The organism is Sphingomonas sp. SDUR79, from assembly GCF_056821745.1.
The window spans coordinates 3,163,343-3,187,254 of sequence record NZ_JBPDIN010000001.1 but is presented as its reverse complement, the minus strand read 5'-3'; the positions used below and the strand labels follow the sequence as shown (position 1 = coordinate 3,187,254).

Sequence of the window (23,912 nt, the reverse complement as noted above, 5' to 3'; positions counted from 1 at the left end):
GTTAGGCGCTCGCTCGCCTTGACGCCAGAGTCCACAAGGGGGATGATTAGAACGATTATCGAACACGGGTGGGAATGATGGCGAGCCGGGCGCAGCCGATGCTGTGGCGTGACACGATGCGGGCAGGAGCACGACGGAGCGGGGCATTGATCGGCGCCATCGCGCTGTTCGCGCTGACGCTGGCCGCCGTGCTCGCGATCGGGACCTATAATGGCGAGGATCCCTCGCTCAATACGGCGGCCGGCGGCCCCGCACGCAACCTGCTGGGTCAGCCGGGCGCCTGGCTCGCCGACCTGTTGCTCGCGATCGGTGGCCTGCCGATCGTGCTGCTCGCGCCCGTAGGGATCATCATCGGCCTGCGGCTGTGGCGCGGCGAGGGGGCGGGGAACTGGCGGCGCATGCTGCTGGGCGCACTCGGCGGCGTTGCCCTCATGGGCGCGGCGCTCGCCTCGATCTCCAGCGTGGCGGTGATGGAGCTGCCCGGCGGATGGGGTGGGCTGTTCGGCCTCGCCGTCATCAGCGCGGTACGCGGGCTGCTGGGGCTGAGCGGTGACGCCACCGTCACGCTTTGGGGCGTGCGCGCGGTCGGGCTGGCCCTCGGCATCGGCGGCGTAATCCTGTGGGCGCGCAGCGTGCAGTTCGATTTCCGCCAGCATATCCGCCTGCCGCGCAAGCCCCAGCGCGAGGCGGTTGGCGCGCTGCCGTTCGACACCGACATCGACGATGCCGACGACGTCTTCACCCCCGCCGCACCGCGCCCGCGCAAAGTGGCGTTGCCCGACGAACGCCCCGGCCCGGTCATCGCCGACCGCACGCCGGCCCCTGCTCCGCCCAAGGCCAAGCCGGTCCAGGCGACCCTGGATTTCAAGGGCACCTACCAGCTCCCCCCGCTCAAACTGCTCAAGGAGCCGACCAGGAGCGGGACCGCAGCGATCGACAAGGCGGCGCTCGAGCGCAATGCCCGCCTGCTCGAATCGGTGCTCGATGATTTCCATGTGAAGGGCCAGATCGTCGAAGTCCGCCCCGGCCCGGTGGTGACGATGTACGAGCTGGAGCCCGCATCGGGCATCAAGGCCAGCCGCGTCGTCCAGCTCGCCGACGATATCGCGCGCAACATGTCCGCGGTCTCCGCCCGCGTCGCGACGATCCCCGGCCGCAGCGTCATCGGCATCGAACTGCCCAATGTGAAGCGCGAAACCGTGTCGCTCCACGAACTGATCGGCAGCGAGACGTTCGAGGATCTGGGCGCGCAGCTCCCGATCGTGCTCGGCAAGAATATCGCGGGCGATCCGGTCATCGCCGATCTCGCCCCCATGCCCCACCTGCTCGTCGCCGGCACCACCGGATCGGGCAAGTCGGTCGGCCTCAACTGCATGATCCTCTCGCTGCTTTACCGGCTCACCCCGGACCAGTGCCGCATGATCATGATCGATCCCAAGATGCTGGAACTCAGCATGTACAAGGACATCCCCCACCTGCTCGCCGACGTCGTCACCGACCCGCCCAAGGCGGTGCGCGCGCTCAAATGGGCGGTCGAGCAGATGGAGGAACGCTATCGCATGATGGCGTCGGTCAATGTCCGCTCGCTCGGGTCGTTCAACGACAAGGTGCGTCAGGCGCTCGCCAAGGGGCAAAAGCTCGGCCGCAAGGTCCAGGTCGGCTACGACCCCGAAACGCGCAAGCCGCTGTACGAGGAAGAAACGCTCGACCTCAACCCGCTGCCACAGATCGTGATCATCGTCGACGAACTCGCCGACCTGATGATGACCGCGGGCAAGGAAGTCGAATTCCTGATCCAGCGCCTGGCGCAAAAGGCGCGCGCCGCCGGCATCCACCTGATCATGGCGACTCAGCGCCCCTCGGTCGACGTCATCACCGGCGTGATCAAGGCGAACCTGCCGACCCGCATCAGCTTCCACGTCACGTCGAAGATCGATTCGCGCACTATTCTCGGCGAACAGGGCGCCGAACAGCTGCTGGGCAAGGGCGACATGCTCTACATGCCCGGCGGCAAACAGATCGCCCGCGTCCACGGCCCGTTCGTGAGCGACGAAGAGGTGATGGCGGTCGCCGATCACTGGCGCTCGCAAGGCGCACCCGATTACATCTCCGCCGTCACCGAAGAGCCGGAGGGCGGAGAATTCGCCCTCGACGGCGCCCCGACCGGCGAGGATTCGCCGGAAGAACAGCTCTACCGCCGCGCGGTGCAGCTGGTCGCGGAGAGCCAGAAGGCATCGACGTCATGGCTCCAGCGCCAGCTGCGCGTCGGCTACAACAGCGCCGCGCGGCTGGTCGAACGGATGGAAAAGGACGGATTAGTTTCGCGCCCCGACCATGTCGGCCGGCGCGAGGTGCTGATGGATCAGGACGGGCGGCCGCTCTAGATTCGGGCCCGAAGGGCCAAGCATCTCGCGCCGCTCAGCGGCCGCCGATCGCTGGCCCCCTAACCCTCGATATCGAACAACCCGATCAGCCAGTCGTGGAACAGCTTCACCGGGCGCTGCTCCAGCGCGCGCGGGCGGCACACGAACCAGTAGCTGTACGGACTCTTGACGCTCGGTTCCCCGAACAGCGTCCCGATGCGCGGATCGTCGGGATCGATGCGATGCGAATCGAGCATGAAGGCGATCCCCACCCCCTGCGCCGCCGCCTCCAGCAGCAACGATCCCGAATCGAACAGGTCGATCGATACCGGCTCCAGGTCGGGCAGGCCCAAAGCCGTGCGCCAGATCTCGAAACTGTCGGCCATGTCGCGATGCGCCAGAATCGAATAGCCCGCCAGTTCCTCAGGCCGCCCGATCGCCTCTGGCCCATGCGCCAGCCGCCGCGCCGCCACCGGGCGGATGCGGTTGCGGTCGAGTCGGCGCCCGTACAAGGTCGGCTCGATATCGCGCGCCAGCACGATCGCCGCGTCCAGCCCGTCGCCCAGCCGCGACATGCCATGCCCGCCGGTATCGATATCGAGATGAAGCTGCGGATGCACCGCACGCAACGATGTGAGGTAGGGCAACAGCCGCTGGCTCGCGAACAGCGACGGCGTTCCCAGGCGCAGCCGCAGCACCTCGGTCCCGCTGTTCATGCTCTCAATGGCGTCGCTCATCGTGTCGAGCGCCGGCGCGATCAGGCCGAGCAACCGCTCGCCCTCCGCATTCAGCTTCATCGCCTGATGCCGCCGCTCGAACAATTGCTTGCCGATGAATCGCTCCAGCGCCTGCACGCGACGGCTCAGCGCGGGCGAAGACAGCGCCAGTTCCTCCGACGCGGCCTTCACCGATCCCAGCCGTGCGACCTGGACAAACGCCTCGATGGCGGTGAGGGGCGGCAGCCTGCGCATCGCTTATATTTCTGTGGTGCAGCGTAGCATATTGCAACTCATTCCCGCAGGTGTCGGAAGCATGACACCTTTGTCATCGGCAGTAATCCGCGAATGTTACAGATTGCAGAATCTGCAATCGCAACGAACGCTCTTCGCACTTGCACAAAAACTCGCCGCACTGCACATAGGACGTGCCTTTCAGGCATCCTCTCCTAAACCTTCCAAAGGGCTGGTCTTCGGACCGGCCCATTTTTTTTTGCGCGTTTTGCGTTGGCAAGGGTCCGGCACCGGCCCGCTCCCCCACCCGGCGACCCATAGCATGCTAGCGCTGGGTGGCCGCGTGGCGGATCGGCCCGCTGCCGTCTCACCCTAACTCTAGCCGACACGGAACCGGCTGCCTATCTGCGCGTCACCCCCCGACGGGCGAAAGGAGAGCCGATGGCCGATACCGAATCAGACACGCGCAAGCTGCAGGTCGCCAATTCACGGCCGGAGGACAGCGGCCGCGGCCTAGCGCATCTTCCGCGGGCGATGATGGACGCGCTCGGCGTGCAACAGGGTGACGTGGTCGAGATCATCGGCAAGCGCACCACCCCGGCGCGCGCCGTCTATCCCTATCCCGAAGATGAAGGGCTGGAGCTGCTGCGCATCGACGGGCTTCAGCGCGCCAATGCCGGAGTCGGATCGGGCGATTTCGTCGAGGTGCGCAAGGCCGAGTCGCGCCCCGCGACTCGCGTGATCTTTGCCCCCGCCCGCCGCGACTTGCGACTCGAAGGGTCGGGCGATGCACTCCGCCGCACCTTCCTTGGCCGTCCGCTGTGCCAGGGCGACACCATTTCGACCGTCGGGCAACAGCGCGTGTCGGACATGCCGCCCAACGTGCTCCAGCATCTGCGCGCACCCGCCTATGCGCTGCAGGAGATTCGCCTGACTGTGGTCTCCGCCGTCCCGCGCGGTATCGTCCATATCGATGCCGAGACCGAGATCGAGCTGCGCAACGAGTTCGAGGAAGCACGCGAACTGCGCCGCGCCGACGTGACCTATGACGATATCGGCGGCATGGCCGCGACGATCGACCAGCTGCGCGAAATGGTCGAACTGCCGCTGCGCTATCCCGAACTGTTCCAGCGCCTCGGCGTCGATCCGCCCAAGGGTGTGCTGCTCCATGGGCCGCCCGGCACCGGCAAGACCCGCCTTGCCCGCGCCGTCGCCAACGAATCGGACGCGCAATTCTTCCTGATCAACGGTCCCGAAATCATGGGGTCGGCCTATGGCGAATCGGAAAAGCGGCTGCGTGACGTGTTCGAGGAGGCGGCGAAAAACGCCCCCTCGATCGTGTTCATCGACGAGATCGATTCGATTGCGCCCAAGCGCGGCCAGGTGTCGGGCGAGGCCGAAAAGCGCCTCGTCGCCCAGCTGCTGACGCTGATGGACGGGCTGGAGGCGCGCGCCAACATCGTCGTCATCGCCGCGACCAACCGGCCCGAGGCGATCGATGAGGCGCTGCGTCGCCCCGGCCGCTTCGACCGCGAGATCATCGTCGGCGTCCCCGACGAGCGCGGTCGCCGCGAGATCCTCGGCATCCACACCCGCGGCATGCCGATCGAGGAGCGCGTCGATCTCGACGAGCTCGCCCGCACCACCTTCGGCTTTGTCGGCGCGGACATCGCGGCGCTCGCGCGTGAAGCAGCGATCGAGGCGGTGCGCCGGATCATGCCGCGCCTCAACCTCAGCGACAAAACCGTGCCCGCCGACGTCCTCGAAACCCTCGCCGTCACCCGCGAGGATTTCGTTGAGGCATTGAAGCGCGTCCAGCCGAGCGCGATGCGCGAGGTGATGGTGCAAAAGCCGAACATTAAATGGGAGGATGTCGGCGGCCTCGACGATGCGCAGATGCGGTTGAAGGAGGGCGTCGAGTTGCCGATGCGCGATCCCGATGCGTTCCGTCGCCTCGGCATCCGTCCGGCCAAGGGCTTCCTGCTCTATGGCCCGCCCGGTACCGGCAAGACCTTGCTCGCCAAGGCAGTCGCGCGCGAGGCGGAGGCGAATTTCATCGCCACCAAGTCGAGCGACCTCCTGTCCAAATGGTATGGTGAGAGCGAGCAGCAGATCGCCCGCCTGTTCGCGCGCGCACGCCAAGTCGCGCCCTGCGTCATCTTCATCGACGAACTCGATTCGCTCGTCCCCGCGCGCGGATCAGGGATGGGCGAGCCGCAGGTGACCGAGCGCGTGGTCAACACCATCCTTGCCGAGATGGACGGGCTGGAGGAGCTACAGTCGGTCGTGGTGATCGGCGCGACCAACCGGCCGAACCTGATCGACCCCGCGCTGATGCGTCCCGGCCGACTCGACGAGCTGATCTATGTCGGTGTGCCCGACGCCCCCGGGCGCGAACGCATCCTCAAGATCCAGACTCAGAAGATGCCGCTTGCCGACGATGTCGATCTCGCTGCGGTCGCCGCCCGCACCGTACGCTTCACCGGCGCGGACCTGGAGGACGTCGCCCGGCGCGCCGGCCTTGCCGCGCTGCGCGAACGGCCACCCGCGACGCAGGTAACGATGGCGCATTTCGAAACGGCGCTGGCCGATTCGCGCGCCACCGTCACGCCGGAGATGGAGCAGGAATATGCGCAGATCGTCTCGAAGATGAAGCAGGACGCGGTGTCGCTGAACCCGATCGGCTTTATCGCTCCGGGGATGCTGCAGGGGCGGACTCGCTCGTCCGAAGACTGAACCAGCCATAGACGACCAGCACTGCCAGGGCGGCGGCCGCGACCAGATAGGGGAGCGGCCGCCATCCACCATACAGTGCAACGCCGATCGACGGGCCAAGGATGAACGCCGCGCCGTTGATCGACGTGACCTTCCCCGCGACCGACCCCTGCGCGCCCTGTGGCACGGCCAGCGACGATCCCGCCGTGAAACCGGGGCGCGAAAAGCCGAACCCCATCGTCGTCAGCGCATAGGCCGTAGCGATGCCGTACAGCGAGGTCGCGGTACCGGTGGCAAGGCACCCGACCGCGCTCAAACTCAATCCGATCAGCATCAACTGGCGCGGGTTGAGCCCCAGTAGCGGGATGATCCCCCATTGCACCAACAGCGCCGACCCCGCGCCCATCATGAGCACCAGCCCCGTCGCCTCGATCGCCTCCAGCGGCGCGACCCCCAGCCGGTCGATGATCAGGAACCCGATCACCTGCCCCGCCATGGCCTGGGCATGGCCCAGCACAAGGCCACAGATCATCCAGGCGCGGACACGCGGGTCGAGAAATCCGATCGGCTCGGCCGCTGCGGCCGTTGCCGCGGTCACGCTCGCTCCGCTCGCCTGCCCACCGATCGACGGATAGCTCGACGCCGCGCCATGGCTGATGCTCTCATCGACATTGCGCGGGAGCAGCCGGGCGACCGCGAACAGCATCGCCAGCGCGACCCCGCTGAAGATCAGGGCCGGCCCGGCCAGCCCGATCGTCGGCCCGCCCCGCCACAAATCGCCCAGCACCAGATAGGGCGCAATCGCCGGACCCAGGATCGTCCCGAGCCCGAACGCCGAGCCAAGCAGGGTCAGCGCCTTGGTTCGCTCGTCCCGACTGGTGCGCGACGCGACGATCGCCTGAATCGCGGGCGGCGCCGCCGATCCGAACCCGCCATAGAGCATCCGCGCGGCGACAAAGAAGGCAAAGGCGGTCACCGGCGCGATCCAGCCATTGATCCCGGCCGCTAGGAACAGGCCGCAGAAGAACAAGGACGCGGTCAGCCCGACCTGGCCCAGCAACACCATCTTGCGCCGCCCATAGCGATCCGACCGATTGGCCCAGAAGGGCGCGACCAGCGTCCACAGCAACGCCGACACCGAAAATGCCGCCGCCACCGCGCTGTCGGGCACGCCGAGCGAGCGCCCAAGCGCTGGCAGCACCGATTGCAGCGCGGTATTGCCGGCCGCGATCACGAACATGACGGCAAACAGGATCGCGAAGGTGCGGTCGATCCGCGGCGATGTCATGCCCGGCTCCAGCGATAGCCGCGTTCGACCCGGGTCACCTCCAGCGTATACCAGTCATACCAGCGCGCCCGGCCCATCTCGCGGATGCGGGCATGTTCGGGATGATCGCGCCACGCGATCGCGCTGGCGTCATCGGTCCAATAGCTGATGGTGATGCCCAGACCCTGTGCATCGCGGACGCTGTCGACCCCGGCATAGCCCGGCTGCACCGCTGCCAGCTCCGCCATCGCGGTGGCGGCGGCGCCATATTCCGCCTCTTCCGCGCCCGTCCGCTGCGAGACGAAGATCACGGCGATCTGCCCTGTGCGCGGATTTTCCATGGGTTTCAGGATGAAACGTTTCCCGCCGTGGCGCAACCGCTGCGACAGGATCGACGTTAATGCGCCATGTCGATGATGACAGGACCGTTGCAACTGTCCTACAGAAGCGCGACACCGACTTGAGGAATGTTGATGACCGGTTCGACCACGATTGCCCGCTCGAAGCGCAAGGCTTCGCGCCCGCTCTCGCCCCAGGCGCTGTTTCTTCAGGGGTTTTTCAAGCACCCGGTGATGGTCGGATCGATCATCCCCTCCTCGGGCAAGCTGATCCGCAAGATGCTGGGCCCGGTCGACTGGGATAACTGCAAGGTCTTTGTCGAATATGGCCCGGGTGTCGGCACCTTCTGCCGCGCCGTGCTCGAGCGGCTCGGCCCGAACGCCAAATATATCGCGATCGACACCAATGCCGATTTCGTCGCCTATCTGCGCCGCACCATTGTCGATCCGCGCTTTTCGGCGATCCATGGCTCGGCAGCGGAGGTGAATGCGATCGTCGCGGACCATGGCGAACCCCATGCCGACTATGTTCTGTCAGGCCTCCCCTTCTCGACCCTGCCCGCTGGCGTCGGGGAAGAGATCGCCGCCGCGACGCATCAGGTGCTGCGCCCCGGCGGCCAGTTTCTGGTCTATCAGTTCAATCCGAACGTCCGCAATTTCCTGACCCCCCATTTCCCGCGTATCGACCATGCGATGGAATGGTGGAACGTGCCGCCCGCGCAGCTATGGTGGGCGTGGAAGGATGCGCCGGCCGATTGACCCGTTAGAGCTTGGTTCGGCAAAGCTGAAACGGGTGGGGGAGCGGGCCGGTGCCAGGATTCAGCGCCGCTCAATCCAACGCCAATTGACGGAGGCCGTTGCGCACCACACATCTGCGCACATGGATCAGCTCAACCTGTCTGAATCGGAATGGCGTCAGCGCCTGACCCCCGAACAATATCATGTGCTCCGCGAAGCCGGGACCGAACGCGCCTTTTCGGGCGCGCTTTCGGATAACAAGGCGGACGGCATCTATCGCTGCTCAGGATGTCACCTCGATCTGTTCGACAGCGACGACAAATATGATTCGGGATCGGGATGGCCCAGCTTCACCCGCCCCGTCGCGGCCGATCGCATCAGCGAGCATCGCGACTCCAGCCACGGCATGACGCGGATCGAGGTGCGCTGCGCGCGTTGTGACGGGCATCAGGGCCATGTCTTCCCTGACGGCCCGCCGCCGACCGGGCTGCGCTATTGCATCAATTCGGTGGCGCTTGAATTTCGGCCCAGAGCGATATCGGGCGACGCATGATTCGCTTGTGACAGCACCGGTTCACCCGTAAATCGTCACACAGCGTCCCATGGCCATCCGTAAACCAATGCTCTCGCCCAAGGCGCGCCGCATCCTCCTCTGGGTGGGGGGCGGCATTGCGTTGACCGCGCTGGCCGCGTTCATCGCGCTGCTGATCGCCGTCTATACCGCCAAGTCGTCGCTGCCGAGCTATGAGGAGCTGAAATCCTCACCCAATGGCCAGATGATCCGCGTCCATGCCGCCGATGGCACGGTGATCGTCTCGCTGGGGCCAAGCTATGGCGAGTGGATCGAATATGACAAGATTCCAGAGCCGATGCGCGACGCAATGGTGGCGATCGAGGATCGCCGCTTCCGCTCGCACTGGGGCGTCGATCCGGTCGCGCTCGCCCGCATCACCAAATTCGCGATCGACAATCGCGGCACTGGGCGACGGCTGCAGGGCGCGTCGACGATCACGCAACAGGTCGCGCGCACCATCTTCCTGTCGAACAAATACGATGTCGGGCGCAAATTCCGCGAGATGATCCTGGCGCTCGCGCTGGAGCGGAAATTCACCAAGGACCAGATCCTCGAACTCTATCTCAACAAGGTGTATTTCGGCGGCGGCGCCTATGGCATCGACGCCGCCTCGCGCACCTTTTTCGGCCATCCCGCGACCAATTTGACGCTGTCCGAAGCGGCGGTGATCGCGGGCCTGGTCAAGGCGCCGTCACGCTATTCGCCCACCGCCGATGCCCAGGCGGCCGTCGGCCGCGCCAGCGTGGTGCTCGACGTCATGGTCGAAACTGGCGCGCTGACCGCTGCTGAAGCCGCCGCCGCCAGCCCGGCGCAGGTCAAGCTCGCCGCCGCGCCCAAGCAGAACAGCGTGCGCTATTTCACCGACTGGGCACTGCCCCAGCTCGAAGTGCTGATCGACGAAACCGTCGCCCCGCTCGACGTGTGGACCACGATCGACCTCAAGATGCAGAATGCCGCGACCCAGGCGATTCAGGCGAACACGCCCAAGGGGGCACAGGGCGCGCTGATCAGTCTCGACCGCGACGGCGCGGTGCGCGCGATGGTCGGCGGGCGCGATTATGTCTCGTCGATCTATAACCGCGCGACCCAGGCGACGCGCCAGCCGGGCTCAGCCTTCAAGCTGTTCGTCTACCTCGCCGCGCTGGAGGCGGGCCACAAGGTCGAGGACCGCGTGGTCGACGAGCCCGTCACGATCAATGGCTGGAGCCCCCGCAACAATAGCGGGCGGTTCAGCGGTGAAATGACGCTGCGCTCGGCTTTTGCCTATTCGATCAACACCGTTGCGGCAAAGCTGGGGCAGGAAACCGGCTTCGGCACCGTCGCCGACATGGCGCGACGCTTTGGCGTCACGACGCCGATCAATACTCAGCCGGCGATGGTGCTCGGCACTTCCAATGTCCGGCTGATCGACATGACCCGCGCCTTTGCCTCGGTCGGGCAAAAGGGCGTGGCGGTGACCCCCTATGCGATCACCCGGGTCACCGCGAATGGCGCGGTGATCTACCAGCATGAGGTCGATACCTCGCGCGTCCTCGTCGCCCCCTATGTCGCGGCGCAGATGACCGACCTGCTCCAGACCGCGGTCAACACCGGCACCGGCCGCGCGGCCCAGATCGGGCGCCCGGTCGCGGGCAAGACCGGCACGACCACGTCGAACAAGGATGGCTGGTTCCTCGGCTTCTCCTCCGGCCTCACCACTGGCGTGTGGATGGGCCGCGACGATGCCAAGCGCGTCGGCGGACTGCAGGGCGGCACAGCACCTGCCCGCGCCTTCGCCAATTTCATGCGCGTCGCGGTCGCCAACCGTCCGGTCGAAGAGTTCGAGACGGCGGTAACGCTGCCCGAATGGCAGATGGAGCCCGATCAGGAGGCGTGGGGCGAAGCCGATAATGGCGTGTTCGTCGATCAGGACGGCAATCCGGTCGCGCGTGACGAGGAACCGATCGAGGGCGAGCCCGCGCCGGGCGATGAAGGCGGGATCAGCCAGGACTGGCTCGACCGCATGACCGGCCGTGATGCCCCGCGCGATCCGCAACCGGCACCGCGCCGCGACCCGGCCGACCGCCCCCCGCCACAGCAGCAAGCGCCGCAGCGCGAACCGCTACGCGCGCCTCAGGACGACCGTCCGAACGAGTGAAGCCGCATCGCGTTGGCGCGCAGCCACGCGCGTTCCGGCTTCGGATCGCGCCCGTAAAGGCTACGCACCAACGCGTGGAACGCCGGGCTGTGATTCATATGGGTGCGGTGCGCCACTTCATGCGCCACCGTCGCCCGCCGCACCGCTGGCGGGGCCAGGATTAGCCGCCAATTATAGCGGATCACCCCTGACGACGCACAGCTGCCCCAGCGGCCCTTGGCGTCGCCAATCGCAACCTTGCTGACCCGCACGCCCGACAGCGCGGCATATTCACCCGTGTCCGCGCTCAACGTCTCCAGCGCCCGCTTGCGCAACCACAGCTCGATCCGCCGCTCATACCCCTCACGCGGCCCGCCCGCGATGATTTGACCGTCATCGAGCAGCGGGGTGCGCGGAAATCCGCTGTCCCAGCCGAGCCCGACGTCTTCGCCGAGATAAAGGATCGTCTCCCCCGGTGCGAACGGCGTCGGCGCAGCGCGGTTGGCGAGCGCGCGCGCGATCCAGTCCTGCTGTCCCTGCGCCCAGCGCAACGCTGGCCCGGTCGGCGCGCGCGGCGGTAGGGTCAGCCGCACCGCGCCGGTCGCCTGATCGACCGACAGCCGCATCGTCCGCGCGCGTGGGTGGCGGACGATCTGGATCTCGTGGCTCACAGGATACGGTCGACCATATGATGTTCGAGGTCGCCGGCGACATCTTCCGAAACCGTCCAGCCCCGAGTCGATTCACCCGCCTCATGCACCGTCTCGCGGCTCCCGCTGATCAGATAATGCCAATCGGGCAGCGGCTCGCCCGCCGCGCGCAGGCGATAGGCGCAGGTGACCGGCAGCCAGGGGATGTCGTCGACATTCCCGGCATTCAGCCGCACGCATTCGGCGACATAGGCATGACGGTGCCGATAATCGCTGCACCGCCCTTGGTCGCGGTCGAGCAAGCGGCACGCGACGTTGGTCGCATAGATTTCGCCGCTATCGGCATCCTCCACCTTGTGCAGGCAGCATTTGCCGCAGCCGTCGCACAGCGCCTCCCACTGCGCGCGGTCGAGCCGGGCGAGCGGCAATTCCCAAAAGCGGGTCAGCCGATCCACCGCGTGATTTCCGCAACGATCGCGTCGGGGCTCTGCTCCTGCGGCAACAGCGCGATCGGCTCGCCATTCGGCCCCATCAGATAGGCCTGACGCCCATGATCCATCAGATAGCCAGTCGGCGTCTCGCGCTTGGCATAGGGGACGCGATAGACTTTCGCCGCCGCATCGACCTGCGCCGCGCTGCCGGTCAGGCCGACCATGCGCGGGTGGAAGGCAGCAGTGAATTCCTTGACCACCGCAGGCGTATCGCGCGCCGGGTCGATCGACACGAACACGGGCACAATCTTCGCCGCCAGCTCGGGATTCTGCTGGTCGAGCCGCTTCATCGCGCCGCCGATATTCTGCACATCGACCGGACACACATCGGGGCAGAAGGTGTAGCCGAAATACATGATGCGGTATTTGCCCGCGAAATCCTTCTCGGTAACGGTCTTGCCATCGCCATTGACCAGCGTGAACGGTCCCCCGATCGACGCGCCCGCGAGCGGGGCATCGGCAATCGACTTGGTCGCCGGAGCGCCTCCGCCACAGGCGGCCAACACCAGAAGGGCGGGAAGGGCGAAGAAAGATATCCTGTTCATGACAAGGCGACCCATGATCTGATAGGGGGTGTTAGGCAAGGCTTGCAGTTGTTCAGGGGTGTATTCCGACCATGTTGACCGTTCCGTCCCGGCTCGTACTCGCCGCGGCGCTGCTGAGCGTAGCGCTTCCGGCCGGCGCCCAGCGCTTTTCCGAAAGCTACAACTTCCTCAAGGCGGTGCGCGAGCAGGATGGCAACAAGGTCACCGAATTTCTCAACGCCCCCGGCCAGACCATCGTCAATGCCAAGGATGACAAGGGCGAGGCGGCGATCCACATCATCACCAAGCGACGCGACATGACCTATCTGCGCTTCGTCCTCGCGCGCGGCGGCAACGTCAATCTGCAGGATGGCGACGGCAACACCGCGATGATGCTGGCTGTCATGGCCGACTGGCCCGAAGGCGTGCGCGAGCTCATCACGCGCAGGGGCAATGTCAATCTCGCCAATAATGGCGGCGAAACCCCGCTGATCCGTGCAGTCCAGCGCCGCGATGGCGAGTTGGTCCAGCTGTTGCTGACCAATGGTGCCGACCCCGACATGGTCGACCGGCTCGCCGGGCTCAGCGCGCGCGATTACGCTGCCCGCGACACGCGTGCGCCCGCCATCGCCGAAGCACTCAAGAACGCGCCCAAGGTCAAGAAGCGCACGGTTTCCGGCCCGAGCTTCTAGGGACCAAATCCTCCCCCGCCAGGGGGAGGTGGCGGCCCGGACTTGATCCGGGCCGACGGAGGGGGAGGACGGCTATGTCCTCTCGACCGTGGTGCTTCCTCCCCCTCCGTCAGCTGGGCTGACACCTCCCCCTTGCGGGAGAGGATTGTTGACTCACCCCTCCCGCCCCCAAGCTATCCCGTCCGCATCGGGATCGGTCAGCGTGATCACCCGCCGCGCGGCGCGGCGGGCAAAGGCGAGCGTGCATTTGCGCCGCGTCGCACTGGGCAGGGGATGGGTCCGCGCCTCACGCACGATCGCCGCGTCATAGCGGTCAGCGACGATCACCCCGGCACGCTCGGGCAGGAAGTCGGGCCGCTCCAATGGGGCCAGGTCGAACCCCGCCGGCACCGCCCAGAAATAACGGTCGCAATGCGCCAGATAGTCGGTCCATTTGCCGTCGCCGATCAGATCGGCCCGCGATACCTTGACCTCGACGATCACGATCTCGCCACGCAGGTTGAGCGCCATCAGGTCGGCGCGGCGGCCATCGCCCAGCGGCACCTCCGCCATCGCCACGCAATCATGCCGCAACAGCATGCGGCACACACCGCGCGTCACATCGGCGGCAATCAGCGGCGCGGTCGCCGCATCGGTATCGTCAGCCACGGAAAAGGCCGGTGAGGGGTTCGAAACCATCTCCGGCCTTTAGAACATTTGACGAACGAACGGAAGCCCGCCCGCTGGGTTCAACGATAGAAGATGTGATTGCCGACGCTGCCGACCCGCGCGCGGCGCCAGCCGGGCGAGACATAGCGGGCGTGAAAGAACAGCGCGTCGGACACGCGGCTGTCCCAGGCATCGTCCCGCGCGACCTGTGCCACCGCAAGCGCGGTCTTCCATGCGCGGGCGCTGGCCGGCGGCTGCGGCAGGCGGCCGCCACGCACGAACGAAAACTGCCCGCGCTGGGTCAGCACGCCGCACACCGATGTCGGGAAACGCCCCGACTTTGCGCGATTGAGGATGACCTCGGCGACCGCGAGCTGGCCCTCCAGCGGTTCGCCCTTCGATTCGTAATAGACGCCGATCGCCAGGCAGTTGAGCTCGGCATCGGCGGCAATCGCGTCCTGCGCGGCGACCGCTGCGGCCAGCGTCGCATAGGTTGCGGATTCGGATTCGGAGTCCGGGGTGATGGCGGCATCGTCGGCGTCGAGCGCGGCGAGCGATTCGCCCATCGTGGGAACCTGTTCGGCTGCGGCTTCGTTAATTGCCTGAACCGGGGTCTTTTCGGCCTCTCCGGCTACGCCTGGGGCCGTTGCACCGATGCCTGCGGCAAAGGTGAGGGTCGTGGCCGCGATGATCGCAGCCCGGAACGAGAAGGTCATTCAACTTCGATACTGTGCGGTTGGTGCGCGATCGGGTCTCACAAGGTGCAGATGCACGGACCGATCGGGCTTGCCCCCCGACTGCGTAACCACCGGCCTCTGACCCCGACGGCACAACGCTATTAAAATGTCGCGCGCCTCTGCCGCCGATGTTGCAGCGCGTCAACCACCGATAATCGTTTCAGCGGCGAACCGTTCTGCCGCTGCGATATCCAGTTCGATCACCCATAGATCCGGGTCGCGGCTGCGGCGGCGCTGCCAGTAATCGGTGACCGCGCCGGCATCCTCGAATGCAGAAGGCCCACTGGACAGCAGCGCCGACAGCCCGTCAGGCCCGATCCCGCGCTCGAAAAAGCGCGGATTCCCGCCACGTTCCAGCGCCAGGATCAGGATCGCACCCGCTTCCGCATGGCCCTTGGCCAGCACCATCGCGCTGCCGCCCGCGCCATTGACGCGGCGGATCAGCGCGTTGGCAACCAGTCCGCTGGCGAGCCGCGCACTCACGACGTTGCGCGATAACCGGGCAATCCGGCCAGCGCGATGCGCGATTTCATGAAGGTGCCGGTCCCGCGCGCCGCCTCTTCGCCCGATGCGTCGATCAGCCGCGCCTCGGCGACGAACACCCGCCGCTGGCCGCTGACCCAGCGCCCTTCCGCAGTCACCGGCCCCGGCCCCAATGGCCTGGTGAACAGCAGGTTGAACGCGGTGGTCAGCAGAAACCGGTCGGTCACCAGGCTGTTCGCGGCGTAGAAGGCGGCATCGTCGAGCATCTTGAAATAGCTCGTCCCATGCGCCGCGCCGCCAGCATGGAAATGGCGTTGATCGATGGTGAAGTGAATCCGCGCCACGCCCGCTTGCGGGATTTCCAGCCGCGATTCGAACAGCTGGTTGATCGGCGCGGCGGCATAGAGCGATTCGAGCGCGCGGTGGTGCGCCACCGCGCCGACCGCGGGGGTCGGGTCAGGCAGCGGCGTCACGCGCTTCGGTCCCCGCCAGCAGCGCATAGATGGCGTCGGCCGAGCCAGCCCCGCGCAGCTTCGCGGTGAACCCGCGATCGCGCAGCCGCCGCGACACCCGCGCCAGCGCCTTCAGATGTTCCGCACCCGCGGTGGCGGGCGACAGCAGCATGAACACCAGGTCCACGGGACTATCGTCCACCGCCCCGAAATCCACCGGCTTGTCCAGCCGCATCATCACCCCGCGCACCGCATCCAGCCCCTCGATCCGGCCATGCGGGATCGCGATCCCGCCACCAAAGCCGGTGGTGCCGAGCTTTTCGCGGGCGGCCAGTTGTCCGGCGACGATGGTCGCGTCGAGGCCATAGACCCGCGCCGCAACATCGGCGAGCAGCGCGAAGAGCTTCTTCGTGCTGCTCGCCGCCACGCCCGAGACCACCGCCTCGGGCGTCACCAGATCATTCAGATCATGCATCGTGCTGGATCAGGCTGCCCGGTTGGGTTCGACCCAGCCGATCGTGCCATCGGTACGGCGATACACCATGTTGTAGGTGCCGGTGCCGATATTCTTGAACAACAGCGCATTGGTATTGCGCAGGTCAAGCATCATCACCGCATCCGACACGCTGGCGTCCGGCACATCGACGCGCGTTTCCGCGATGATCGCGGGCGCATCGGCGACCTCTTCCTCTTCCTCGACCTGGAATACGGTGTAGCCCGCATCGAAATCGGCCAGCATCGCCTGCTGCTGACCATTGTTGCGGTCCTTCAAGCGGCGCATGTAACGGCGCAGCTGCTTTTCGATCTTGTCGGCCGCGCCGTCGAACGCGAGGTGCGCCTCGGACGGTGCCGAATGCGCGCCCTTGAGCACCAGCCCCTGCATCACATGCGCGACGATGTCGCAGGTAAAGCCATGGTCATGCGGACCCTTGCCGAACGTCACCTGCGCCGAAATGGCGCGGGCGAAATACTTTTCGGCGATACCCTGCAGCCGGTCGTCCACGTGCTGGCGCAGTGCTTCGCCCGTGTCTACCTGATGACCAGAAACGCGGATATCCATATCGTCCTCCGTCTTAACAAGAGGAGCACCTAGGAATGGGGGGCGACAGCGTCAACCGGACGCCGATGCTCCCCAGACAGGGTCCTCGAACCCGGCCATAAACGCCGAATGGCGTGCCAGTTCCTCTGCGCTCGGCGTAAAAATGCGCGCCGGGCGTATATTGCTCTTAGCCGAAGCGACGGTGATCCGGTCGGGCCCGGTAGATTCACCCACCGCCAGCCCCAGCGCGATCTGCCGCCCCCCGGTCAGTTCGATGAACACCTGCGCCAGCAATTGCGCGTCGAGCAATGCGCCGTGCAGCTCGCGCGCCGACAGGTCGACGCCATAGCGCACGCACAGCGCATCGAGCGTGTGCTTGGCACCAGGATGCTTGGTCCGCGCGATCTGCAGCGTGTCGACGATGCGGTCGACGGTCAGAATCGCGCGACCGCACGCCTTCAGCTCACCGTTCATGAACCCCAGGTCGAACATCGCATTGTGCGCGATCAGCGGACAATCGCCCAGAAACTCGATCAGTTCGTCGCAAATCTCGTGAAAGCGCGGCTTGTCGGCCAGGAACGCCTCCGACAGCCCATGCACCGCGAACGCCTCGACCGGCATGTCGCGGTCGGGGTTCACATAACGGTGGAAATGCCGGCCGGTCGGCACGCGGTTGATCAGCTCGACACAGCCAATCTCCACCAGCCGGTGCCCGGCGCTGTAGCTCAGGCCGGTTGTTTCGGTGTCGAACACGATTTCGCGCATGCCCGTCTTATCCGCCCGTTTGGCCCGTGAGGCAAGCGATGACCGCCGCAACTTCGGCACGCGTCGCGTCTTTCGTCGTGCCGGTATCGATTACGAAATCGGCGCGCGCGCGCTTCTCCGCATCGGGCATCTGCCGCGCCAGGATCGACTCGAATCGCTCGACCGTCATCCCCGGTCGCACCAGCACGCGCGCACGCTGCACCTCCGCCGGGGCGGATACCACGACGATCTTGTCCACCTGCCGCCACCCCCCGGCCTCGAACAGCAACGGCACGTCGAGCAGCACCAGGGGCTTGTCGGCATTGGCCTTCAGAAATTCATTGCGCGCATGCGCGACGGCCGGGTGAACGATGCCCTCCAGCCGTTTGAACGCTTCCGGGTTCCCGAACACCGCCTCGCCCAGCAAAGTCCGGTCGACCCCCAGCTCGGTCGTCGTATCGGGAAATTCCGCTTCGATCTGCGCCACCAGCGCACCGCCCGGCCCCTGCAGCCGGTGCACCTCGGCATCGGCATCGAACACCGGCACCCCCGCCTCGGCGAACATCGCCGCGACGGTGGACTTGCCCATGCCGATCGAACCAGTGAGGCCGAGGACGAGGCTCATTTCAACAGCAACGCACGCAATTCCGCATCATGCTCGCGCGGTGCCGGTTTGCCAAAGAACAGCTCGAACGCCAGCGCCGCCTGCCCGATCAGCATCTCCAGCCCGTCAACCGTCTCCAGCCCGCGCGCCCGCGCCGCCGCCAGCAACTCGGTCTCCAGCGGCGCGTAAACCGCGTCATAGACCAGCGCGTCCTCAGGCAGGTTGGACAGGTCGAGGTCGAGCGGCGGATGCCCGACCATCCCCAGCGAACTCGCATTGACCAGCAGCGCCACCGGCGGGATCGGCGCGTCGAGCGGCACCACATCGCCCTTCAGGCCGAACGTCGCCAGCAAGCCCATCGCCTTGAGCGGTGACCGGTTGAGGATCGTCACCCGCTCCACGCCCGCCCGCGCCAGCGCAAACAGGATCGCCCGCGCCGCGCCGCCAGCGCCGACCACCGCCACCGGCGCACCCTCCAGGTCGAACTCGGCAATCGGCGCATAGAATCCCGCCGCATCGGTATTGGTCCCGATCAGCGCCCCGTCAGCCCCGCGAAACACCGTGTTGATCGCACCAATCGAGTCGCGCACCCTGCCCGGATCGGGCACATGGTCGAGCGCCGCCACCTTATGCGGCGCAGTGATGTTGCACCCGCGCCAGTCCGGATCGTCGCGCCGCGCGGCGAAGAAGTCGCCCAGCCCCTCGGGCGTCACCAGCGTCTTTTCATAGCGCGCATCGATGCCGAGCTTGTCGATCCAGAAGCCATGAATCAGCGGCGATTTGGACTGTGCAATCGGGTCGCCGATCACTTCGGCATGGGGAGTGGTCATGACGTCAATTGGCCTCTGGTCCGCAGATAATCGAGGATGTTGAGCAACGGCATCCCCAGGATCGTGTAATGGCTGCCCTCGATCCGGCTGAACAGCTGCACCCCCGGCCCCTCGACCCGGTAGCAGCCGACACAGCCCGAAATGGCCGGCCATTCTGCATCGAGATACGCGGCGATGAACTGGTCGGACAGCGGCCGCACCCACAGCCGCGCGCGATCGACATGCCGCCACACCGCGCGGCCATTCTCCGCGATCACAGCCGCGCTGTAGAGATCATGGCGCTTGCCCGACAACAGCTTGAGATGCCGCTCGGCGTCCGCCCGATCGACCGGCTTGTCGAGCAGCGTCCCGTCCTCGATCGCCACGACCGAATCCCCGCCCAGTACCAAGGTGCCCGGCACCCGCTGGCTGATCTTGATCGCCTTCATCTCGGCCAGCGCATCGGCCAAGTCGCGCGGCGCGACTTCGCCAAGGCTCGCCTTGACCGCTTCCTCGTCGACATGTGCGGGCAGCGCCTCATGCGCCACCCCGGCGGCGGTCAGCATCGCGCGCCGCGACGCGCTGGTCGATGCCAGCACGATCATTGCCGCGCCGCCGCGGTCGCACGTTCATTGGCCATGGTGATGATCGCCGCCGCCGTTTCCTCGATCGATCGCCGCGTCACGTCGATCACCGGCCAGCCATTGTCGGCGAACATGCGCCGGGCATAGGCGACCTCCTTCTGCACCGCTTCCTGTTCGACATAACTGGTCTCGTCCTGCTGGTTGAGCGCAAGCAGCCGGTTGCGCCGCACCTGGATCAGCCGCTCGGGACTGGTGGTCAGCCCGACCACCATCGGATTTTTGAGGGAAAAGAGCAGGTCGGGCGGCGGCGATTGCGGGACGATCGGGATGTTGGCGACCTTCAGCCCGCGATTGGCGAGGTAGATCGATGTCGGGGTCTTCGACGTGCGCGATACCCCGGCCAGCACGATATCGGCCTCCTCCCAATTCTCCCAATTCACCCCATCATCATGCGCGATGGTGAACTGGATCGCGTCCACGCGCGCGAAATAGGCGGCATCGAGCATATGCTGCCGCCCCGGCCGCGCCTTCATCTCCTGTCCCAACAGGTTGGACAGCGCGTGGTTGACCGGATCGAGCGGCGCCACGGCGGGAAGACCGATCGCGCGGCACCGCGTCTCCAGCTGGCGGCGGATCTCCGGGTTCACCAGGGTGAAGATCACCAGCCCAGGATTCTGCGCGATCTCCGCCAGAATGCGCTCGAGATGCGTTTCGCTCCGCACCATCGGCCAGAAATGGCGCAGCACCTCGACATCGTCGAACTGCGCCAGCGCGGCCTTGGCGATATTCTCCAGCGTCTCGCCGGTGGAATCCGACAGGAGATGAAGGTGCAATTTCACCTGAAAATGGCCCTTCTGGACAGTTCTGTGGAAAACATGGGGGAAATCGCTAGCGCAACCCGCCGGACCCGCCAAGCGGTGGAGTCCATCCACGCTCCGGGTCATTCATCCACAGCCGGCTCCACAGCGCGGCGATCCTGCGCACAGCCTGTGGATAATGTGGACGGTTGAATCGAATCGCCGCGGAATCGCGTGAGTCAGCGCGGTCAATCTGTTGGCAGAATGGGCACGAACGCCTAAGCCCCAGCATCCACGCGCCAACTAACATCTACAGTCTGTTAGAATCTTATTTCTTTCTTTTGTTGAGAGACGAGCGGTCCGGTGACTCCCAAAAATCTACTCCAAGTGCTGTCAGGGGAACGCGTCGATGCGCCCCCCATGTGGCTCATGCGTCAGGCCGGCCGCTATCTGCCCGAATATCGCGCACTCCGGGCGGAAAAGGGCGGCTTTCTCGAGCTGGTCAACGACAGCGATGCCGCGGCCGAGGTCACGCTCCAGCCGATCCGTCGCTTCGGATTCGACGGCGCGATCCTGTTTTCCGACATCCTCGTCGTCCCCCACGCGCTCGGTCAGGATCTGTGGTTCGAAGCCGGAGAGGGGCCACGTCTGGCTCCCAAGCTAGTCGATCATGCGCTGGAAAGCCTTACAGCGGCCCCACAGCGGCTCGACCCAGTCTATGGCACCGTGACCCGCGTCGCCGCCGCTTTGCCGCCTGAGGTGACGTTTCTGGGCTTTGCAGGAAGTCCCTGGACCAACGCGACGTACATGGTCGCCGGGCAGGGCAGCCGCGACCAGAGCGAAACGCGCCGCATGGCCTATGCCGATCCGGGGGCGTTTCAGGCGATCATCGACGCCATCGTCGCCATGTCGATCGACTATCTCGCCAAGCAGATCGAGGCGGGGGTCGAGGCGGTGCAGCTGTTCGACAGCTGGGCCGGATCGCTCAGCCCAGCGCAATTCGAACGCTGGGTCATCGCCCCAAACGCCGCGATCGTCGCAGGGCTGCGCGAGCGCTGCCCGCAGGCCAGGATCATCGGCTTCCCCAAGGGCGCCGGTGGCAAGCTCGCCGCTTATGCCCGCGAAACCGGGGTCGACGCGATCGGCCTTGATGAAACCGTCGATCCCGCCTGGGCGCACCGCGAACTCCCCGCCGGCATGCCGGTGCAGGGCAATCTCGACCCGCTCGCGCTGATCGCGGGCGGGGAGGAGCTTAAGGCAGCGGCGACCCGCGTGGTTGATGCCCTGCGCGACCGCCCCCATATCTTCAACCTGGGCCACGGCATTCAACAGGACACGCCGATTGCGCATGTCGAACAGCTGATCGGGATCGTTCGGGGGACAGCAGCAGCATGACCGGATTTCTGAGCTTCGCTTGGCTGTGGGTGAAGGCCGCGCATGTCATCTTCGTGATCTTCTGGATGGCCGGCTTGTTCATCCTGCCGCGCTATCTGGTCCATCATCAGGAATCGCTCGGCGATCCGGTGCAGGCCAAGGCATGGGCGGAGCGCGAGGCAAAGCTGCGCCGCGTGATCCTCACCCCCTCGCTGGTGATCGTGTGGGTCCTCGGCCTTGCGCTCGCGATCAATCTCGGCCTGTTCGAGGGCGGCGCTGGCCTCGGCTGGCTCCACGCCAAGCTGCTGCTCGTCGTGCTGCTCTCGGGCTATCATGGCTGGGCGGTCAGCTATTCCAAAAAGCTGACGGCGGGTCAGGGGCCGCTGACCTCGAAACAGCTGCGGATCGCCAATGAAATCCCCGCGATCTTCGTCGCGCTGATCGTCATCCTCGCGGTGGTGCGTCCGTTCTGACGGCTGCAACATGCTTGTAATGTTGGATTTTATTTGTTGTTCTCGAACGGCATCGTTGGATGCCGCTCTTTGACCGTTTAAATCCTGTCATCCGATGATGCGTCGACGGTGTCATGCTGGCGCAAAGCTGTCGCATCGCGGTTGCGAAGCGGCCGGTTGCAGTCGTGTCACAATCTCGCCGGTGGTGACTCGATGTCGCCTATGTGTCGCGTCGCTGTCGGCTCCCCGTTCCAAACCGGTCGCGAACCCGCCCAGTTCGCCGCAAACCCGCGTGTTTCTGTCAGTCTGTCAGCCTCGTGCCCGTCTGATGGCTTGACTTGCCACAGGGCGAATCCTAATCCGCTGAGGTCGCGTCGTCGTTCCGGCGGCGTCCCGGCATCCCTCCCTTTTTCCTCAAGCCATCGCAATCCGCGCGTCCAAACGCCCGAAAACCTTGTAGCGATCGCCAGACGGACTTCTCCCATGCACTTAAAAGATTTGAAGAAAACCGCGCCCGCCGAGCTGGTGTCGATGGCCGAGGAACTCGGTGTCGAAAGCGCGTCGACGCTGCGCAAGCAGGATTTGATGTTCGCCATCCTCAAGGCTCAGGCCGAAAATGGCGAACTGATCATGGGGGAGGGCACGATCGAGGTGCTCCAGGACGGCTTCGGCTTCCTGCGCAGCCCCCAGTCCAACTATCTTGCCGGCCCCGACGACATCTATGTCTCGCCCAATCAGGTCCGCAAATTCGGCCTGCGCACCGGTGATACGGTCGAAGGCGAAATCCGCGCGCCCAAGGATGGCGAGCGCTATTTCGCCCTGACCAAGCTGGTCAGCGTCAATTTCGACGACCCCGACGTTGTCCGCCATCGCGTCAATTTCGACAACCTCACGCCGCTTTATCCCGACAGCAAGCTGACGCTCGACCCAGCCGATCCGACGCAAAAGGACAAGTCGGCGCGCGTCATTGACATCGTCTCGCCACAGGGCAAGGGCCAGCGCACGCTGATCGTCGCGCCGCCGCGCGTCGGCAAGACGGTCATGCTGCAGAACATCGCCAAGGCGATCACCGACAACCATCCCGAGGTGTTCCTGCTCGTCCTGCTGATCGACGAGCGGCCCGAGGAAGTCACCGACATGCAGCGCAGCGTGAAGGGTGAGGTGGTCAGCTCGACCTTCGACGAACCCGCCACGCGCCACGTCCAGGTCGCCGAAATGGTGATCGAAAAGGCCAAGCGCCTGGTCGAGCACAAAAAGGATGTCGTCATCCTGCTCGACTCGATCACCCGCCTCGGCCGCGCCTACAACACCGTGGTCCCGAGTTCGGGCAAGGTGCTGACCGGCGGTGTCGACGCCAATGCGCTGCAGCGTCCGAAGCGTTTCTTCGGCGCCGCGCGCAATATCGAGGAGGGCGGCTCGCTCTCGATCATCGCCACCGCGCTGATCGACACGGGCAGCCGCATGGACGAAGTGATTTTCGAAGAGTTCAAGGGTACCGGCAACTCCGAAATCGTCCTCGACCGAAAGGTTGCGGACAAGCGCATCTTCCCGGCGCTCGACGTCGGCAAGAGCGGCACGCGCAAGGAAGAGCTGCTGCTCGACAAGGCGACGCTCTCGAAAATGTGGGTGCTCCGCCGCATCCTCATGCAGATGGGCACGACCGATGCGATGGAGTTCCTGCTCGACAAGATGAAGGATTCGAAGACGAACGAAGACTTTTTCGACAGCATGAATCAGTAAGCTATTATTTTGGCTTTGAAATTTCACGGCG

Annotated in this window: 26 protein-coding genes; 9 read left to right on the top strand and 17 right to left on the bottom strand. The window is 65.7% G+C overall.

Features of this window, described 5'->3' with window-relative positions:
- Positions 1–77 precede the first annotated feature (77 nt).
- The gene (locus ACRYLO_RS15690; protein ID WP_482661018.1) at positions 78–2,384 is read left to right on the top strand and encodes a DNA translocase FtsK; all 2,307 of its coding nucleotides are present in this window, start codon (positions 78–80) and stop codon (positions 2,382–2,384) included.
- A gap of 59 nt (positions 2,385–2,443) precedes the next feature.
- Here ACRYLO_RS15690 and ACRYLO_RS15685 read toward each other — a convergent pair whose 3' ends face one another.
- Positions 2,444–3,334, bottom strand: coding sequence for a LysR substrate-binding domain-containing protein (locus tag ACRYLO_RS15685; RefSeq protein WP_482661017.1), 891 nt, complete (start codon positions 3,332–3,334; stop codon positions 2,444–2,446).
- Positions 3,335–3,754: 420 nt separating this feature from the next.
- On the opposite strand from ACRYLO_RS15685, the gene ACRYLO_RS15680 reads away from it, so the two are divergent.
- Positions 3,755–6,049, top strand: a complete 2,295-nt coding sequence (locus ACRYLO_RS15680; protein ID WP_482661016.1) for a CDC48 family AAA ATPase — start codon at positions 3,755–3,757, stop codon at positions 6,047–6,049.
- On the opposite strand, the gene ACRYLO_RS15675 is transcribed toward ACRYLO_RS15680, so the two are convergent.
- Entirely contained in the window at positions 6,000–7,316 is a 1,317-nt protein-coding gene (locus tag ACRYLO_RS15675) for an MFS transporter (RefSeq protein WP_482661015.1), read from the bottom strand. The genes ACRYLO_RS15680 and ACRYLO_RS15675 overlap by 50 nt on opposite strands.
- On the bottom strand, positions 7,313–7,636 hold the full coding sequence (locus ACRYLO_RS15670) for an antibiotic biosynthesis monooxygenase family protein (RefSeq protein WP_482661014.1): 324 nt from the start codon (positions 7,634–7,636) through the stop codon (positions 7,313–7,315). The genes ACRYLO_RS15675 and ACRYLO_RS15670 overlap by 4 nt, the downstream gene beginning before the upstream one ends.
- A gap of 132 nt (positions 7,637–7,768) precedes the next feature.
- Here ACRYLO_RS15670 and ACRYLO_RS15665 point away from each other — a divergent pair, with 132 nt between their 5' ends.
- The 3 genes from ACRYLO_RS15665 to ACRYLO_RS15655 all read left to right on the top strand — a co-directional run bounded on the left by ACRYLO_RS15665 (position 7,769) and on the right by ACRYLO_RS15655 (position 11,082).
- Positions 7,769–8,392: a class I SAM-dependent methyltransferase gene (locus ACRYLO_RS15665; protein ID WP_482661013.1), complete on the top strand. Its 624-nt coding sequence runs from the start codon at positions 7,769–7,771 to the stop codon at positions 8,390–8,392.
- Positions 8,393–8,513: 121 nt separating this feature from the next.
- Positions 8,514–8,924, top strand: coding sequence for a peptide-methionine (R)-S-oxide reductase MsrB (gene msrB / locus ACRYLO_RS15660; protein WP_482661012.1), 411 nt, complete (start codon positions 8,514–8,516; stop codon positions 8,922–8,924).
- A 49-nt stretch (positions 8,925–8,973) separates the two neighbouring features.
- Entirely contained in the window at positions 8,974–11,082 is a 2,109-nt protein-coding gene (locus ACRYLO_RS15655) for a transglycosylase domain-containing protein (RefSeq protein WP_482661011.1), read from the top strand.
- On the opposite strand, the gene ACRYLO_RS15650 is transcribed toward ACRYLO_RS15655, so the two are convergent.
- Genes ACRYLO_RS15650 through ACRYLO_RS15640 form a run of 3 tightly spaced genes read right to left on the bottom strand, consistent with a single transcriptional unit; the run spans position 11,058 to position 12,747 of the window.
- Positions 11,058–11,732 (bottom strand): M48 family metallopeptidase, encoded by a 675-nt coding sequence (locus ACRYLO_RS15650; protein WP_482661010.1) that lies wholly within the window; start codon positions 11,730–11,732, stop codon positions 11,058–11,060. The genes ACRYLO_RS15655 and ACRYLO_RS15650 overlap by 25 nt on opposite strands.
- Positions 11,729–12,157, bottom strand: a complete 429-nt coding sequence (locus ACRYLO_RS15645; protein ID WP_482661760.1) for a YcgN family cysteine cluster protein — start codon at positions 12,155–12,157, stop codon at positions 11,729–11,731. The genes ACRYLO_RS15650 and ACRYLO_RS15645 overlap by 4 nt, the downstream gene beginning before the upstream one ends.
- Positions 12,154–12,747 carry an SCO family protein gene (locus ACRYLO_RS15640; protein WP_482661009.1) on the bottom strand — a complete coding sequence of 198 codons (594 nt, stop codon included), beginning with the start codon at positions 12,745–12,747 and terminating at the stop codon, positions 12,154–12,156. Before ACRYLO_RS15640 ends, ACRYLO_RS15645 begins: the two co-directional genes overlap by 4 nt.
- Positions 12,748–12,818: 71 nt before the next feature.
- Between ACRYLO_RS15640 and ACRYLO_RS15635 the strand changes: the two genes are divergently transcribed.
- On the top strand, positions 12,819–13,418 hold the full coding sequence (locus ACRYLO_RS15635) for an ankyrin repeat domain-containing protein (protein WP_482661008.1): 600 nt from the start codon (positions 12,819–12,821) through the stop codon (positions 13,416–13,418).
- A gap of 153 nt (positions 13,419–13,571) precedes the next feature.
- On the opposite strand, the gene ACRYLO_RS15630 is transcribed toward ACRYLO_RS15635, so the two are convergent.
- The 11 genes from ACRYLO_RS15630 to ACRYLO_RS15580 form a co-directional block, all read right to left on the bottom strand.
- Entirely contained in the window at positions 13,572–14,096 is a 525-nt protein-coding gene (locus ACRYLO_RS15630) for an MmcB family DNA repair protein (RefSeq protein WP_482661007.1), read from the bottom strand.
- Positions 14,097–14,146: 50 nt separating this feature from the next.
- Complete coding sequence (locus tag ACRYLO_RS15625; protein ID WP_482661006.1) at positions 14,147–14,782, bottom strand: cell wall hydrolase; 636 nt, start codon at positions 14,780–14,782, stop codon at positions 14,147–14,149.
- 162 nt (positions 14,783–14,944) lie between these two features.
- Positions 14,945–15,286, bottom strand: coding sequence for a DUF1491 family protein (locus ACRYLO_RS15620; RefSeq protein WP_482661005.1), 342 nt, complete (start codon positions 15,284–15,286; stop codon positions 14,945–14,947).
- Complete coding sequence (locus tag ACRYLO_RS15615) at positions 15,283–15,786, bottom strand: PaaI family thioesterase (RefSeq protein WP_482661004.1); 504 nt, start codon at positions 15,784–15,786, stop codon at positions 15,283–15,285. The genes ACRYLO_RS15620 and ACRYLO_RS15615 overlap by 4 nt, the downstream gene beginning before the upstream one ends.
- Positions 15,743–16,213, bottom strand: a complete 471-nt coding sequence (locus tag ACRYLO_RS15610) for a PTS sugar transporter subunit IIA (RefSeq protein ID WP_482661003.1) — start codon at positions 16,211–16,213, stop codon at positions 15,743–15,745. Before ACRYLO_RS15610 ends, ACRYLO_RS15615 begins: the two co-directional genes overlap by 44 nt.
- A 9-nt stretch (positions 16,214–16,222) precedes the next feature.
- Positions 16,223–16,798 (bottom strand): ribosome hibernation-promoting factor, HPF/YfiA family, encoded by a 576-nt coding sequence (gene hpf, locus ACRYLO_RS15605; RefSeq protein ID WP_482661002.1) that lies wholly within the window; start codon positions 16,796–16,798, stop codon positions 16,223–16,225.
- Positions 16,799–16,849: 51 nt separating this feature from the next.
- Positions 16,850–17,542, bottom strand: a complete 693-nt coding sequence (gene dnaQ / locus ACRYLO_RS15600) for a DNA polymerase III subunit epsilon (RefSeq protein ID WP_482661001.1) — start codon at positions 17,540–17,542, stop codon at positions 16,850–16,852.
- Between the two features lie 7 nt (positions 17,543–17,549).
- Positions 17,550–18,146 (bottom strand): dephospho-CoA kinase, encoded by a 597-nt coding sequence (gene coaE, locus ACRYLO_RS15595; RefSeq protein ID WP_482661000.1) that lies wholly within the window; start codon positions 18,144–18,146, stop codon positions 17,550–17,552.
- Positions 18,143–18,955 (bottom strand): shikimate dehydrogenase family protein, encoded by an 813-nt coding sequence (locus tag ACRYLO_RS15590; RefSeq protein WP_482660999.1) that lies wholly within the window; start codon positions 18,953–18,955, stop codon positions 18,143–18,145. Before ACRYLO_RS15590 ends, coaE begins: the two co-directional genes overlap by 4 nt.
- Positions 18,952–19,539, bottom strand: coding sequence for a Maf family protein (locus tag ACRYLO_RS15585; RefSeq protein WP_482660998.1), 588 nt, complete (start codon positions 19,537–19,539; stop codon positions 18,952–18,954). Before ACRYLO_RS15585 ends, ACRYLO_RS15590 begins: the two co-directional genes overlap by 4 nt.
- On the bottom strand, positions 19,536–20,357 hold the full coding sequence (locus ACRYLO_RS15580; RefSeq protein ID WP_482660997.1) for a pyruvate, water dikinase regulatory protein: 822 nt from the start codon (positions 20,355–20,357) through the stop codon (positions 19,536–19,538). The genes ACRYLO_RS15585 and ACRYLO_RS15580 overlap by 4 nt, the downstream gene beginning before the upstream one ends.
- A gap of 321 nt (positions 20,358–20,678) precedes the next feature.
- On the opposite strand from ACRYLO_RS15580, the gene hemE reads away from it, so the two are divergent.
- The 3 genes from hemE (at position 20,679) to rho (ending at position 23,881) form a co-directional block, all read left to right on the top strand.
- The gene (gene hemE, locus ACRYLO_RS15575; RefSeq protein ID WP_482660996.1) at positions 20,679–21,710 is read left to right on the top strand and encodes a uroporphyrinogen decarboxylase; all 1,032 of its coding nucleotides are present in this window, start codon (positions 20,679–20,681) and stop codon (positions 21,708–21,710) included.
- Entirely contained in the window at positions 21,707–22,162 is a 456-nt protein-coding gene (locus ACRYLO_RS15570) for a CopD family protein (RefSeq protein WP_482660995.1), read from the top strand. Before hemE ends, ACRYLO_RS15570 begins: the two co-directional genes overlap by 4 nt.
- Before the next feature lie 462 nt (positions 22,163–22,624).
- Positions 22,625–23,881 (top strand): transcription termination factor Rho, encoded by a 1,257-nt coding sequence (gene rho, locus ACRYLO_RS15565; RefSeq protein WP_482660994.1) that lies wholly within the window; start codon positions 22,625–22,627, stop codon positions 23,879–23,881.
- The last annotated feature ends 31 nt before the right edge of the window (positions 23,882–23,912 follow it).

Coding starts and splice junctions, on each gene's coding strand:
- ACRYLO_RS15690 (WP_482661018.1), top strand. CDS start 78: ATGGCGAGCCGGGCGCAGCCGATGCTGTGGCGTGACACGATGCGGGCA.
- ACRYLO_RS15685 (WP_482661017.1), bottom strand. CDS start 3,334: ATGCGCAGGCTGCCGCCCCTCACCGCCATCGAGGCGTTTGTCCAGGTC.
- ACRYLO_RS15680 (WP_482661016.1), top strand. CDS start 3,755: ATGGCCGATACCGAATCAGACACGCGCAAGCTGCAGGTCGCCAATTCA.
- ACRYLO_RS15675 (WP_482661015.1), bottom strand. CDS start 7,316: ATGACATCGCCGCGGATCGACCGCACCTTCGCGATCCTGTTTGCCGTC.
- ACRYLO_RS15670 (WP_482661014.1), bottom strand. CDS start 7,636: ATGGAAAATCCGCGCACAGGGCAGATCGCCGTGATCTTCGTCTCGCAG.
- ACRYLO_RS15665 (WP_482661013.1), top strand. CDS start 7,769: ATGACCGGTTCGACCACGATTGCCCGCTCGAAGCGCAAGGCTTCGCGC.
- msrB (WP_482661012.1), top strand. CDS start 8,514: ATGGATCAGCTCAACCTGTCTGAATCGGAATGGCGTCAGCGCCTGACC.
- ACRYLO_RS15655 (WP_482661011.1), top strand. CDS start 8,974: ATGGCCATCCGTAAACCAATGCTCTCGCCCAAGGCGCGCCGCATCCTC.
- ACRYLO_RS15640 (WP_482661009.1), bottom strand. CDS start 12,747: ATGAACAGGATATCTTTCTTCGCCCTTCCCGCCCTTCTGGTGTTGGCC.
- ACRYLO_RS15635 (WP_482661008.1), top strand. CDS start 12,819: ATGTTGACCGTTCCGTCCCGGCTCGTACTCGCCGCGGCGCTGCTGAGC.
- ACRYLO_RS15630 (WP_482661007.1), bottom strand. CDS start 14,096: ATGGTTTCGAACCCCTCACCGGCCTTTTCCGTGGCTGACGATACCGAT.
- ACRYLO_RS15625 (WP_482661006.1), bottom strand. CDS start 14,782: ATGACCTTCTCGTTCCGGGCTGCGATCATCGCGGCCACGACCCTCACC.
- ACRYLO_RS15615 (WP_482661004.1), bottom strand. CDS start 15,786: ATGCGCTGCTGGCGGGGACCGAAGCGCGTGACGCCGCTGCCTGACCCG.
- ACRYLO_RS15610 (WP_482661003.1), bottom strand. CDS start 16,213: ATGCATGATCTGAATGATCTGGTGACGCCCGAGGCGGTGGTCTCGGGC.
- hpf (WP_482661002.1), bottom strand. CDS start 16,798: ATGGATATCCGCGTTTCTGGTCATCAGGTAGACACGGGCGAAGCACTG.
- dnaQ (WP_482661001.1), bottom strand. CDS start 17,542: ATGCGCGAAATCGTGTTCGACACCGAAACAACCGGCCTGAGCTACAGC.
- coaE (WP_482661000.1), bottom strand. CDS start 18,146: ATGAGCCTCGTCCTCGGCCTCACTGGTTCGATCGGCATGGGCAAGTCC.
- ACRYLO_RS15590 (WP_482660999.1), bottom strand. CDS start 18,955: ATGACCACTCCCCATGCCGAAGTGATCGGCGACCCGATTGCACAGTCC.
- ACRYLO_RS15585 (WP_482660998.1), bottom strand. CDS start 19,539: ATGATCGTGCTGGCATCGACCAGCGCGTCGCGGCGCGCGATGCTGACC.
- ACRYLO_RS15570 (WP_482660995.1), top strand. CDS start 21,707: ATGACCGGATTTCTGAGCTTCGCTTGGCTGTGGGTGAAGGCCGCGCAT.
- rho (WP_482660994.1), top strand. CDS start 22,625: ATGCACTTAAAAGATTTGAAGAAAACCGCGCCCGCCGAGCTGGTGTCG.